A 14832-nucleotide genomic window follows, 5' to 3' on the forward strand; every position below is an offset into this window, starting at 1 on the left:
TTTCATATCTTGTTTCATAAAATCATCCTCTATTAAATTTTATTCAATTTTCCAACCAGTAGCTTTTTCTCTTTTCTCAATAAAGCTCTTGTATATGTGTGATTTTTCCATAAGCTCTTTATGTTTACCAATACTTTCAATATTTCCTTTATCCATAACAACAATTTGATCAGCATTTTTAATAGTTTCAAGTTTATGTGCAATCACAATTACAGTTTTATCTTTTAACAAATTGTTTAAAGCAGTTATAAGTTGTTGTTCATTTTCTGGATCTACACTTGAAGTAGCTTCGTCAAGAATAACAATTCTGCTTGGTTTTAGCATAGCTCTTGCTATAGATATTCTCTGACGCTCTCCTCCAGATAAATTTGAACCACCCTCTTGTAAAACTGTGTCATAACCATCTGACAACTTCATAATAAATTCATGACACTGTGCTTGCTTAGCAACATTAATAACTTCCTCATCACTAGCTTCTGGATTTCCGAACTTAATGTTGTTTTTTATAGTGTCATCAAATAAATAGACGTCTTGAAAAACAAAAGTGAAATTAGATAACAGATTGTCATACCTAAAATCTTTTATGTTATTATCATCAATCAATATTTCTCCAGAATCTACATCCCAAAATCTAGCTATCAAATTACAAAGTGTTGTTTTTCCACTTCCAGAACCACCTACAATTGCTGTAGTCTTACCTTTTGGAATATCTAAATTTAAACGGTTAAATAAGTTCTGTTCGTCATATGAGAAGTCAACGTCCTTTAGATTTATATCTCCTTTTTCAAAGCTTGTTCTTGTGCCTTCTGAAATTGTTGGTAAATTCCTAAGTTTAGCAATTGAATCCAAGTTTTGTATAGCTATTCCTCTAACGTTTTGCATACTTCCAGCCATTTCAAAACCAGAAAAAACAATAAAACTTGACACTACAAGCATTACAGCTTTATAGTGATCAATTTCTCCTATACAAAATCTATAAATAGCTGAAAATATAATAAGACAAATCCCTAATTTAAATATAATTAGAAATATCAAAGCAGCAGGTGCTACAGTTTTTTCAACATTTATAAAGCCTCTTCTATTTTTATAAATCTCTCTGTCCAATTCTTTAGTCATTTCACCACTTTTTCCAAACGACTTAATGACGCTAATACCTTTAACATACTCTAAAGTAGATGCATTTAGATTTATTTTTAACGCTTGTAATTTTTTAGTCAACTCATCTGATTTCTTTTGAAAGATAACATTGCATAACATTCCTAAGAATAAAGTTCCTAAAATTATAGAACCTGTAACTATATCAAACGGAATCATAAATATCGCCATTATTATAGTTTGAATTACTCCCACAAATAAAGTTTCTATTATATTAACTCCTACGGTTTCAAGTTCACCTATAACTGTGGTTAATCCGCCTGAAATGTTTCCAAGGCGATTACTGCTAAAATATCCCATATTCACTTTTTTTAGCTGATCACCTATATATAGCCTGTTTTCTGCTCCCATATTGTAAGTTGCGATGTATTTATTTCTATCAGCCATATAACTAGATAATATTTTCCCTACTACACTTAGTAGAGCTATTGCAAATACGACATAGATGTCTTCTTGTGTAATATTTCTTCCTTCAAATATATTTTGAAATATTTTAAGTAAAAGCAACATTGTAGCTCCAAGGGATATTCCTTCAAATATACTTTTTAATACTTCAAAGAAAAACATCTTGCTAATTTTGGAAGATTCTTTTCCAGCGACCCAATATAACTTGTGAATTAATTCTTTCATTTACTCACCCCTATCGTTTGATAAACTTATGTGTGATTTCCACATTTTTGCATATGTTTCACTTTTTCCAAGAAGTTCTTTATGAGTTCCTTCTGCTTCAATTTCCCCATTGTTTAATACTATGATCTTATCGGCTCCTATTATTGTAGAAAGCCTATGAGCAATCATAATAACCGTTTTGTTTTCAACTAATGCATCTATAGATTTTTGAATTTCAGCTTCATTATCTGGATCAGAATATGCTGTAGCTTCGTCTAATAAAACTATTGGGCTATCTTTAAGCAAAGCTCTTGCTATTGTAAGTCTTTGTCTCTCTCCTCCAGACAAGTTGCTCCCAGATTCTCCAATTATGGTTTCATATCCATTAGGAAGACTCATAATAAAGTCATGACAAGAAGCTTTTTTACAAGCGTCTTTTATCTCTTCAATACTAGCATTTTGATTTGCCATTCTCATATTATCTATAATACTTTTTCTAAATAGATAATTTTCTTGTGATACATAGGTTACAAGTTCCATGTTCTTTTCAAGAGAAACATCTTTAAGATTTACATTTCCTACGGATATTTTCCCTTTATTAATGTTCCAATATCCCGCAATTAGCTTAGCAATAGTGGATTTTCCACCGCCAGAATAACCAACAATAGCTGTAAGTTTATTTTCTTTTGCACTAAAGGATAAGTTATCAAAAACTTTTTTCTTATCATTATAGGCAAAACATACATTTTCAAAATTAATATCGTATGATCTTATTTTTTCCTCTCTATTACCTCGTTCTAACTCTGGTAACTCCATAACATTTTTTATTTCATCTATTACAACTCTTACATTCGCCATAGTATCCATATGACTCATAGCTTTAATCAAAGGTTTGTAGCAGGCATAAGATAATAAAACACACATTATTAGATTGCCTACTTCAATACTTCCATTCATATACAAGTATAAAGAAGTTGGTAAAACAAATAATAAAGTTGATGGTAAAACTTCCATTGCTGCTGTCATATAGAAGCAAACACTTAAATACCAATTTAGCATACTGTCTCTATTACTATTTACAGCATCTACAAATTTTCCATATGATGATGCAGATTTATTGAATGCCTTTATAACTTGAATACCTCTAATATATTCAACAGCTGTTGTATTCATGTTTTTTGCGGCTTCTTGATAATTTCGTGATTTTTCTTCATATCCACCCATCATTAGAATTGAAAATAACACCCCTAGTGGTAATGTAATAAGATTTGCAATTCCAATCCTCCAATCCATTATAAAAATAATAACTACTAAAGCGATTGGAATGATAAGATTAGCTATTACTTCAGGAATAACATGAGCTATCGGTTGCTCAATTTTATTCAAAGTTTCTACCATAAACTGAGTCCATTCTCCACTAGATCGTTTTTCAATTTCTCCCATTGATAATCTATTAATTTTTCTTACAAGTTTCTTTCTTTCATCCTCTATTATGCGAAATGCTAAGTTGTGAGAAATTAAAGTTGAAATCTCATGAAAAATAACACTTCCTATTAACCCAACTAAAATAAGCAAAATTGGTCTTATATAGAATTCTAATTCTGTATTATTAATTGCTATATTTTGAGTAATCTTAGCTAAAGCAAAATATGGTACAACACTACAAAAAACACCAATTACTGCAATAATAACTGATGATAAAATTTGTCCTATATGCTTTTTTAAAACTTCCATTACGCACCTCCTAAATTATTTAGCCTCCATAGCTCTTAACAGCTGTCCTATATTATCAATATAAAAATCTTCTGTTATTATCCCATTCTCTAGTTTTACAAGTCTATCACACGTCTTTGCTATAAATTCAATATCATGAGAAATTATCAAAAATTTTGTTCCTTTTTTTTGTTCCTCTTTGATTAATCTCCCCACCTTATCCATACTCCTGAAATCAAGCCCTGATGTCGGCTCATCCAATATAATAAAAGGTGTTTCTCTCAACATAGCTACGCATAGAACCAATCTCTGTTTTTGACCACCTGATAAAGTTGCTGGATGCTTATCTCTTATATCAAATAATCCAACTTTTTTTAAAAGTTCCTCTGCTTTCGTGATATAATCTTCTCTATTTTTTAACCCAGTTAATAATTCATCCATCAAATCTTCCCCAAATAATTGAGAGTCTAAATCTTGAGGAATATACCACACTTTGCTTAACCTCATCTTTTTATTAGCTTTGAGTCCATTTATCTTTATTTCTCCATCAGTCTGATTTTGAATCCCAGAATAAATTTTACCGAGTGTACTTTTACCTGTTCCATTTATTCCTACTAAAGCAATAGTCTCATTGCTATCAAATTTAAGTGACACATCTTTTAGTACGAAATTATTTTTATATTTTTTACTAATATTTTTCACCTCAAAATCAAAAGAATTGTCACTACTAATTTCTTTTTCTTTAACTTTGTGGTCATCTACAACAATATCATCAAGATTTATTGAGCGTAAGCCCAATGCATTTAAGTCTTTTGAACTAATTTTTTCAAATTCTTCTGCTTTATAACTATTTGTTAAAGATCCATTTTGTATCAATAAATACCTATCAGCTATTCCTTTTAAATAAAATAACCTATGCTCAACAATTACTATAGTTTTCCCTTCATTTTTTAAGTCCATTATAAGTTTTGAAAATTTATATATTGATTTCAAATCAAGATTTGCAGATGGTTCATCAAATACATATATAGATGGTTCGATAGCTCTCGCTGAACAAATTGCTACTTTTTGCCTAATTCCATAGGATAAATTGTATATCCTATTATTTAACAATTTATCAATATTCATTTTCTCACTTGATTCATTTACTCTTCTTATTATTTCATCACGCTTATATCCCAAATTTTCCGGTCCAAATGCAATTTCTCCATTAACTTCATTGGCAAAAAATTGGCTTCTAGGATCTTGAAATACATTACCGACTAACTTTGCTATCTCCCATGATTTTAAATTTCTGATAGATTTACTATCAATAAATACTTCTCCATCTAAATTTCCTTCATAAAAATTTGGAATTAATCCATTTATAGATCTTGTCAAAGTAGACTTGCCACATCCAGACTCCCCTATAATTACACAACATTCACCATCTTTAATGTCTAAATTTATATCTTTCAACTGTTCATCTTTATTGCTATTATACGAAAAAGATAATTTCCTAATTTCAACTTTATTATTCAATGATGCACCTCTCATATAAGACATAATATAAATAAAACAAAGCTTGTAGTTATTATAATTATGTCTAATTTACACAACTTATTGCTATAATATGAATCCCTTTTTATTGGGTTTTCAATTCCTCTAACAATCGCTGCTGCTGATAATTCATCTCCTACTTTTATAGAACGAAAAATTAAAGGAACTATAGCATATTCAAGAGTCCTCAAAGGATTTGATAAAATATGAAAAAAGTTACCTGTAAATCCCCTTACTTTCATAGCTTCTTTTATTGTTCTAAATTCCCCAGCAATTGTTGGTACAAATCTAATAATTACCGTTAATATAAGTACAAAATTTCGTGGCAACATTAATTTGTGAAATATTGAAATTAATTTTCCTGATGGTATCTTAAAAGTTAAAAATCCTGCCATGATTGGAACTATGAATTTATACAACATTCCCAAAAGCATTGGAGAAATTATAACTACACCACTAGGTATCATTTTTAATAACCAAAATGTAGTAAAACTATATATCATAAAATAAATAATGCTCTGCTTGATAAAACCAAAATATGCTAAAAGCATACAAAGCCATCCTACAAACAGAGCATGCATATAGTAACTTTTTGTAAATATTGACACCATACAGGAAATTATAGTTAAAAAAAGACAAGTTATTCCACTTATTTTTTCTATTTTCATTTCCCATATATCTCCATTTACTCTAAAATACCCGCCTTTTTAAAGTGCTTTTTAAGAATTTTTTGTGCAAACAAAACACCTAAAGCAGATAATATAACGGTTATTGTTACACCTAATAATAGTAGTTTTGGTGAAGATACCAAATTATATTGCAATGTTAATGTCTTATCTGCAAACCCACTCTCTAAAGCTTGCTTTTGATAAGATTCCCAAGCTATCCAACATGGAACTCCTATTCCCATGAACATACCAGCACCATAAACACTCCAGCCAATCATATTTCTTATTGGATTTATATAAGTGTCTTTGCCTATCATTACTATTTCACACAAAATAGCAAGTCCAATAAAATATGGAAGCATAAACACATAACCCATAGCTGCTGTGATAAGACCATAAATTAATATCCATATAAATAATAGCCCGTGTTTATTAAGTCTGTTAGCTGCTACTAAGTAGAAAATAGCTCCTATAAACATTTCAATTCCAGCAGTACCATAAATATATACAACCGGAACAGCAACCATACTCATTCCAATAACAATAGATATTGCATAAAATAAAGCAATCATAATAGCTACTGTTACTACATCTTTTGTAGTCATTTTTTTATTGTTCATAAAACACCTCCGTTAATTAATAAAATGTACATAGAATGTGTATAGAGAATATTTACAAAAAAATATCCATCTCAACTTTATTATAAAGTAAGATGGATATTTTTTTTATAACCTGACAGCTCTTTATTTGCTCTAAAAAGGTCAGATGGATTTTTTTCTATATTCTTGAGGAGTTTGCCCAAAATGTTTTTTGAATGACTCAGAAAATTTACTAGGATTCAAATATCCTGACAAATCAGAAATCTCTCCTATCGACATTAAGGGTTTATGAATTAATAATTTAGCAGCGGCTTCTAAACAATTTTCCCTAATAAAATTACCTATTGAGCTTCCAGTTATGTATATAAAACATCTCTTCAAACTGGATTCTGAAATAGCATATTTTTTTGATAAATCAGAAATAGAATATCTTTCAAAAGGATTATTTAAAATCGTCTTATATGATTCTACAGTTGCTTTATATACTGGTTCTGAAAAAGACGTTAACTTAAATGTATCTGAACTTTCAACTAAATTTAAAAATAATAACAACTCTATTGTTTTTATAATTGAATAAGAAAGTCTTATTCTAGAATCTACTCTATAAAGTTCACTAATAACATGGTCTATCTCATGACGTGAATGAATAATTAAAGCTGCACCATTTTTACATAAACGGTCTTTTATTTCTAACAAATCAATTTTTGCGTACGGAAAGTATTTATCAATAGATTTTTGTGCCTTTTCAATATCAATAAATATTGAAAGTCCCACATATTTTTTTGTTGGTATGCATGAATCTTCAAAAGGAACTTTACCTATTTCGATTACACTTAGATCGCCTTTACCTATCAGGGCGCGTTCATTATTTTCAAGTTTAAACTCATAACATCCCTCTAAACAATGATCTATTTCTAAAACCCCGCTTTTAGGATTTATTTTTTGATATGCTGTCTCCATATTTAGGATATTATAAGATAATTGAATACCTTCAAATAAATTGTAGCAGCGCATTTCGCCACAGCCAGTAGAATTTTCAATTGTATAAATTTTACATTCATCAGTAACCTTTTTTTCAGAAAACATATATCCTTCAAGGACATTTTCTATTATATCAATTTTATTTAATCTCAGAATTATCCCCTCCAATATATTAATGTATCCTATAAGACTTTTTCAATTTCATTTATAATTAGCTCTGGATTTAATCCTAATACTTCAGCATGTCCTACATTATCAAAACTAACAACTCTTACATCACTTATGGATTTACTCCTGATTAAATCGATATATTTGCTTGCATAAGTTTCTTTTTTGCCAAACATTATACAAACAGGCATTGTAAGCTTTTCAACTTTATTTTTAATATCATATTTATATGCCATCTTAAAAGCTTGGTATAATGTATCTCTTGTAATAAAAGGATACATCATATGTTTCAAAGTTATAACATCATTGTCTCCATAACCCATTCCTTTTCTCACATCTTCTATTAAATGAATTCCGTTTTTTAAATTATCAAATTGTTCTGCCATAACTTTTGAAAATGGTTCAATCATTTCTCCCATGCTCTCATACTGACCACCATCGATAATTAAGTTATTAACATTTATTTTCTTATTCAAAGAAATTTGTAATGCAATACTTGCTCCTAATGAAATCCCATATGCACATTCTATATTTACTATATCTTCAAGCATCAATGATTTTTCTAAATCTTCAGCAACATCCTCTACTGAACTTAACCTTCCAAGTGTATTGTTTCCATGTCCAGGTAATTCTGGGGATATAATACAATATGTTTTACTGAGTTTAGCAATAATACTCTTAAAACAATTTGCATAACTAAATCCCACACCATGAATAAGCAAAATCTTTTTGTTTGTTTTGTCTCCAACAATATTTAAATTATAATTCACTTTCATAATAATTTTCCCCTTCAAATTTTTCATTTATACTGTAATTGATATTTAAACTGTCAATGTCTTGTATAATTCTATCAATTTTTATGATATCCATAGCATAATATATACCGTTTTTAAATGTATTCTCTAAAATTGACATTGCTGTATAACCCAACACAATAGCACTCATTTCACTACTTGATGAGCTATCAATACTTATTTCAACTGATGAAGTTCTCCCATTTATTCTCCCCCTTCCACAAATATTTAAATAGCTGTATGTTTTACCTATTCCGACCTCTTTCTTAAAGTAATTTAAAATTTCATCTATGTCTTTCTTGTTATCAATATAAATATTTTGTTGCATTTTTTGTACAATCATTTGCATTTTACTTAAAATTTCACTTGAAAATGAACAATTGTACCAATTAGCTTGTTTTAAATTATATTTTTTAGCTACTCTTAATATCTCATTGGTTAAATAGTTATACATTTTATATTTTTTGTTTTTATATTCTTCTATCTTATAACAATTATTATTAATTACTTCCCCATCAATATAACTACTTAAAGATTTTCCGAAACCAGATAAATTAGTTAATATGAAATCCTCAATCGCTGAATAACTCGGTACTTCATTGCTTATATTAAATCCCTCAATCATTAACGGAACTTCGAAATGCTCTGCAACATATTTTAACATTAATCCCGTTAAGCCAGGAAAATACCCAGCAGACAAAATAAATAGATTTTTATTTTTAATATCTTCCAGTCTATCTTCTAAAAAAGATTCTCCTGATGGATCTATATAAGGAACGCCAAAATCACTAGCAATTCTTGCTATATTTTCTCCATTAATAAATGAAGCTCCCGCACAATTTAAAATAATATCGCATTTTTTTATGAATTCCCTTAAAGCATCTATATCACTAACTTCTAATTTCATATATCTACAATTTTTATCATCTGGGACGTAATTTTGATTATAGGTGGCAAGAATTGAATAATTTTTTTGCTTCAATATATCAATGCATCTTTTACCAATTTGTCCACTTCCACCCAAAATACCTATAATTTTTTCCAATTTAACCTCCTAACTTAAAGCTTATTTTTATATTATTATTTAAATAGACTATTTATATGCATTAAAGTCTAATATTCTGCTTAAGTTTTTCTTTAAGTTTTCTCCATTCAAGCAATCAAAATGTTGCCCTACTATTTCGTCGTAAAATATTTCTCCATTCAAATATTCTTCCCAAGTTTCTCTATCCTCAGCAAAGAATTCTCCATAAAAACTCTTTTCCTGTTCCTTACAATAAAAAACTCTGACATTTCCATAATACTGTTTAGGTATATATGTTGATATACAACCGAAATTTTGGGAGAATATGTTAAAAAGCGTATTAAGCATACGTATTTCTGAATCTTGAAGATTCAAAGACTCCCTTTTTATTGTTGAATATAAATTATTAAGCCTTTCAGATAAAGGTGTGTCTTTTAACTTTTTAAACTGTTGTCCAATATATTTATATTCATTTGACAATTGAATAAAGGAGTTAACATTCAAATCTCCATCACCATTAATTACCATATCATAAATGCAATCATTTAATTCATGATCCTTTATCTCATGCCCAGCGTTAGAAATATCTGCATTTATTAGTCTTGCAAAAGTTCGTTCTAACAGAATTTCATTTTTTAAATTAGAGTGCAAAGCTTTTTTATATTTTGTTGGTGAAATATCTCTAAATAGTGTTCTTTCCTGAGCTTTAGGTATAGTCGTACTTATCAAAGTAACATCAATAACCTTTTTATTATTAGCATTTAAAAATTCAGCAGTTTCTAATGCAATTAAACCTCCAACACAATGTCCTATTAATATATATTTTGAGTAATTCAAATCTCTTAAGATTTTACCGTATTTTAATCCTAATAATTTAAAAGTATCTTCTGTTTTCATAGAAATATATTCGGCTTCATCACCGAAAGTAAATCCTAACACAGCTTCATTTGCTTTACTATCTTCCTTTATATAATTAATTATTTCAGTATACGCAGAAAGAGTTCCTGTTCCAGCATGAAAAATAACTTTAGCTACCGATTTATTATTATCTATAGTGGATTTCTTGATAGTTAGCAGTGATGAATCATGATATTCCTCCCCTTTTTCAAACTTGTCTTGTATCCTTTTAGATATTTCTCTAACCGTTTGAAATTGCATCATTTCAGATAACAAGGCACTCCATTCCCAATCCTTAGCCTCTGGAACTTCCTCTAATATCTTTGTGACTATTTGTGCAATCAGTAAAGAATCTCCACCAACAGAATAAAAGTTATCATCTAGCCTTAAGTTTGTTATTCCAAGTTCTCTTGTCCAAATTTTTTCTATTTTTTCTTCAATTGCAGTTTTTGTCTCCTCTATAACATGTTTTTCATTTTTCACGGTATTTTCGAATAATTTTTTTAATGATTTAATATCAATTTTTCCATTAATTGTTGTAGGAATTTTAGATATTATTTTAACATCATTAGGTATCATATAAGAAACCAATTTATTTTTAAGTTCATTGATAACTGCATTCTCTGTTATTGGTTTATATGAATCTTTAAATCTTACTACATATATAGTTTGTCCAAAATCATCTAGTGGACTATCTTCTTTAGGAAATTCATATATTATTTGACCATTATGGTTTTCAAAATTATCCTTCCATTGATTTCTATTAAAAAAAGTTTGTTCATTTAAACTTCTAATATCCGAAAATCCTGTCAATCCATCTTTAAATTCCATAGATGTTAGTAACATATAACTCATTCTAGTTTCATCTAATATGATTAATGAACCGTTTGGTGCTAACAAATTTTTAATATTATTCATAACAAAGTCTATATTTTTTGAGTTATGCAATACATTAGCGCACAATATTATGTCAAATGAAGATATGTCATAATTTTGTTCGTAAAAAACTTGATTTATATCAAAAATACCATAATTAACCCAATTATATTCTTTAAAATTACTTTTAGCTTTATTTAAAAAGAACGTAGATATGTCTGTAAAATAATATTCAACTTGTTCTCCATCTAGTATAGGTATTACTTCTAAGCTTGTCCCTCCAACTCCCGCACCGATTTCAAGTATCTTGATTTTTTTATCTTTATTTCTTTTTACAATAAATTCTATTTCTTTAGCTATAAAATAATTACATATTTTATTTATTTTATTTGTATTATATGAGGCTAGTGCAGGCTTTATATCACCTTTTGGAAATAATAAATTTAATGGATCTTCATCCCCTTTTATAAGCGCTACCAAATTTTGGCTAGATTTCTTTAAATAGTCAACAAAATCTTTACCATAATTAAATTCTTCTTCAATTTTATAGAACTCTTCCCATTGTTTGTCTGAATTTAGACAATTAACTTCTCCTACTAAATAATAAAGTTCATTTTCTCTATTAATAATTTTTTCATTTTCTAATACTTGAAGCCATCTTTTTGTTAATTTTTGTAGTTTTTCAGGTATTCCCATCCCATATATAATTTCTTCAAAAGTGTACTTTTCTGCATTATTAATAAAGAAACCACATTTTTGAAATGTATTCAAAATATCACTTATAACTACTTTTTCAGATGCTTTAATCCATTTTTCAATAAGTTCATCTTTAATATTTTCATTTATACTATTTTCTAACTCTTTTAATTTATTTACCTCTTCATTTCTATCCAATAAATCATCATTGATTATTATCTTTTTTGGTAAAATGGCTGCGCAAATTTTCTTTTCTAAACTATCTACATCAATTGTAAACACTTCAGCTGAATCAATATCTTTGTTTTCCAATAAAGCAGATTTAATTTCGGATAACTCAATTCTATGACCATGTATTTTTATTTGTGAATCTCCATCCTCTCTACCACAAAAAATAATGTCACCATTAGGCAAATAATAACCAATGTCTCCTGTTCTATAAATTCGCTCTCCATCATTGCCTAAAGTCTTGAATTTTTCAGCATTAAGTTTCTCATCATTTAAGTAACCTACAGAAAGCCCTGTTCCTGATATATACAAACTTCCTACAACATAATCTGGACAATCTTCCATTGCTTCGTTTAATATATAAAACTTTTGATTAGCTAAAGGTGTGCCATATGGAACACTATTTAGGAATGTTTCTTGTTTGCTAACCACATGATAGATGGACCATATCGAAGCTTCAGTAGCACCTCCCATACTTATTACTTGTGCATTAGGAAACTCACTATATATTTTTTCAGGAAGATCGATCGGAATCCAATCACCTGATAGTATTATAGTTCTTAAAAACTCACTTCTCCTTAAATTCTTAGACATAGCTAAGAAGTTAGTTATAAGTTGCATTTGAGCTGGTACTGAATTCCAAACGCTAACTCTATATAACAACATTTGATTGTATATAATATTTGGATCTTTTAATGTTTTTGAGTCTGGTAATACTAAAGTCCCACCCGCAAGAAATGAACCAAAAATATCATATACTGATAGATCAAAAGAAAGATTTGCTAGACCTAAAAATACATCATTTTCGTTAATTTTATATTTTTTATTAACATCAATTATAGTGTTAATAGCCGCTCTATGTGTAATCACAACTCCTTTTGGGTCTCCAGTTGTCCCTGATGTAAAAATTATATAAGCTTCATCATCATATGATTTTCTCTTGTTTTTCCAATATTCATATTCTACATTTTGATAAATTATGCATTCTCTCAAATCTATAATCTTTGTATTAAATTCATTTAAATTTGTGCTATTAAACGATAAAATTATTTTAGCATCAGAATTTTCAATTATTCTTTCTTTTCTTTTTATTGGTTGCGAAGTGTTAATAGGAATATACACAGCGCCAATAGCCAAAGTTGCTATTACAGATGCAACTTGCCAAACGCTTTTAGGGATATCAATAATGACTCTATCTCCCTTAGTTATTCCATTTTTTTCTAAATTTTTAAAAATTGAGTATACATATTTATTAAACTCTTCGTATGTGTATTCTTTGTTGTCGCAAATCAATGCCGTTTTATTTTTATGCTCTTTCAATGAGTCAAAATAACAATCTTCTAATCTTTTTATATTAAAGCTTTCAAATGTATCATTTACTGTTTTTCTTGTATCTAAACTGCTTTTACTTAATTTAGTAACAATCTTGTTATCTAAAATATTTTTATCTGATTTAAAATTTTCAATTATGTTAGTAAAGCATTCAAACATATCATCAATAATTTTCTTTTTAAATACACCATCCCTAATATCCCAATTAATTTTAACTCCATTATTTTCTTCCATAATTTGACAATCTAAATATACCTGTGGAGTTTGACTTATTCTGTAAATAATCTTTCTATTCGAAAGTATTGTGTTGCTATTTGATAACCCTATTGTGCTAGTAAAAACTACTGGTATAATAATGTTTTGTTTTCTTTTTTTACTCAATTTTCTCAAAACTTCAACACCTGAAACTTCTTTGTGTTCTAAATCAGTCCATAAATCATCTTGTAAAATCTTTGTTCTTTCTAAAAATGTCTTACTATAATCCATATTTATAGAAGTTATATTAACATCCGTAAAATCGCCTACTACAGAATCAATATCATCTACTATTTGGGGTCTGTTAAAGAAAGTAGTATTTATACTAAATTTTTTATTTGTCGACCAATATGCTATCGTTTCAGTTAGCACTGACATTATTAAAACTGATGGGGTAATATTATTTATCTTAGAAATTGCACATATTTTATCCCATTCAAAATTATTTAGTTGTATTGATTTTTGGCTAAAAGTTTTTACACCATTATTCTGTGAAAGTATGGGTAAATTAGGAGCTTCATAAATAACATCTAATTTTTTAGACCAGTATTCTTCATCTTGATTTTTATTTTTAGAACTAGTTATTGCTTTTTCTTGATACTTAAATACATCTCTATACTTGCTTGGAAAATTGACATAGCTGTTAGGATTTTTATAAAAATATTCTAAATCACTTAATATAATATTTATGCTATTATAATCTGCTATTAACATATCCAATGAAAAATGTATAACTGATACATTAGGTTTTAGAGTAATAGCAATTTCACACATCGGCCATTGCCCCAGTTTATATTGTTTAAATTCTAAGTCTTTTCTAAACTTACTAACCTCTCCATCACCAATTTTTATACTTTCAACTAAAATATTTGGCACATGTTCCTGAACAATTTGAGTTCCATCTTCAAAAACTACAGCCCTAAGCATATCATGTTTTTTTATTACCAAATTCCATGCTTTGTTTATTTTATCAACATCTAAGATGCTATCATATTCTATTTCTATATATGCGTGGCAACCAATTCCACCCAACTCAAAGTACTCATTTCTACCCATTACATAAGATGATTGTATATTTGTCAATGCAAATCTTTCGTATCTATTTTTTGTATCTTCATAATATAAAACTTCCTTATTGTCTAAATAGTCCAAAATTTCTTTCTTATTATTTTTAAGCCAAGATAAAATTTTGTTATTCATACTATCTTTAGGAGCACTAAACTTAAGTTTTTCACCATCTTTCCACACAGTTATCCCTTTTATTTTTAAATTTTTCAGTTTTTCTTCAATATTCATGT

Annotated in this window: 9 protein-coding genes; all 9 read right to left on the minus strand. The window is 28.4% G+C overall.

Annotated features, from left to right (window positions below):
- Positions 1-39 precede the first annotated feature (39 nt).
- On the minus strand, positions 40-1785 hold the full coding sequence (locus HMPREF3045_RS05270) for an ABC transporter ATP-binding protein (RefSeq protein ID WP_006701969.1): 1746 nt from the start codon (positions 1783-1785) through the stop codon (positions 40-42).
- Positions 1786-3498, minus strand: coding sequence for an ABC transporter ATP-binding protein (locus HMPREF3045_RS05275; RefSeq protein ID WP_070737626.1), 1713 nt, complete (start codon positions 3496-3498; stop codon positions 1786-1788).
- A 15-nt stretch (positions 3499-3513) separates the two neighbouring features.
- Positions 3514-5022: an ABC transporter ATP-binding protein gene (locus tag HMPREF3045_RS05280; protein WP_070737629.1), complete on the minus strand. Its 1509-nt coding sequence runs from the start codon at positions 5020-5022 to the stop codon at positions 3514-3516.
- Entirely contained in the window at positions 5010-5684 is a 675-nt protein-coding gene (locus HMPREF3045_RS05285; RefSeq protein WP_070737632.1) for an energy-coupling factor transporter transmembrane component T family protein, read from the minus strand. Before HMPREF3045_RS05285 ends, HMPREF3045_RS05280 begins: the two co-directional genes overlap by 13 nt.
- A 17-nt stretch (positions 5685-5701) precedes the next feature.
- Entirely contained in the window at positions 5702-6304 is a 603-nt protein-coding gene (locus tag HMPREF3045_RS05290; protein ID WP_001060382.1) for an MptD family putative ECF transporter S component, read from the minus strand.
- Positions 6305-6445: 141 nt separating this feature from the next.
- Positions 6446-7417 (minus strand): helix-turn-helix domain-containing protein, encoded by a 972-nt coding sequence (locus HMPREF3045_RS05295; protein WP_036738595.1) that lies wholly within the window; start codon positions 7415-7417, stop codon positions 6446-6448.
- A gap of 29 nt (positions 7418-7446) precedes the next feature.
- On the minus strand, positions 7447-8208 hold the full coding sequence (locus HMPREF3045_RS05300; protein ID WP_070737635.1) for an alpha/beta fold hydrolase: 762 nt from the start codon (positions 8206-8208) through the stop codon (positions 7447-7449).
- Complete coding sequence (locus HMPREF3045_RS05305; RefSeq protein ID WP_019117149.1) at positions 8192-9271, minus strand: NAD-dependent epimerase/dehydratase family protein; 1080 nt, start codon at positions 9269-9271, stop codon at positions 8192-8194. The genes HMPREF3045_RS05300 and HMPREF3045_RS05305 overlap by 17 nt, the downstream gene beginning before the upstream one ends.
- A 48-nt stretch (positions 9272-9319) precedes the next feature.
- Entirely contained in the window at positions 9320-14830 is a 5511-nt protein-coding gene (locus HMPREF3045_RS05310; RefSeq protein WP_070737638.1) for a non-ribosomal peptide synthetase, read from the minus strand.
- Positions 14831-14832: the final 2 nt, after the last annotated feature.

Source organism: Anaerococcus sp. HMSC075B03, assembly GCF_001815585.1.
In the GTDB taxonomy this organism is placed as follows: Bacteria; Bacillota; Clostridia; order Tissierellales; family Peptoniphilaceae; genus Anaerococcus; species Anaerococcus vaginalis.

Coding starts and splice junctions, on each gene's coding strand:
- HMPREF3045_RS05300 (WP_070737635.1), bottom strand. CDS start 8,208: ATGAAAGTGAATTATAATTTAAATATTGTTGGAGACAAAACAAACAAA.
- HMPREF3045_RS05270 (WP_006701969.1), bottom strand. CDS start 1,785: ATGAAAGAATTAATTCACAAGTTATATTGGGTCGCTGGAAAAGAATCT.
- HMPREF3045_RS05285 (WP_070737632.1), bottom strand. CDS start 5,684: ATGAAAATAGAAAAAATAAGTGGAATAACTTGTCTTTTTTTAACTATA.
- HMPREF3045_RS05275 (WP_070737626.1), bottom strand. CDS start 3,498: ATGGAAGTTTTAAAAAAGCATATAGGACAAATTTTATCATCAGTTATT.
- HMPREF3045_RS05280 (WP_070737629.1), bottom strand. CDS start 5,022: ATGTCTTATATGAGAGGTGCATCATTGAATAATAAAGTTGAAATTAGG.
- HMPREF3045_RS05290 (WP_001060382.1), bottom strand. CDS start 6,304: ATGAACAATAAAAAAATGACTACAAAAGATGTAGTAACAGTAGCTATT.
- HMPREF3045_RS05310 (WP_070737638.1), bottom strand. CDS start 14,830: ATGAATATTGAAGAAAAACTGAAAAATTTAAAAATAAAAGGGATAACT.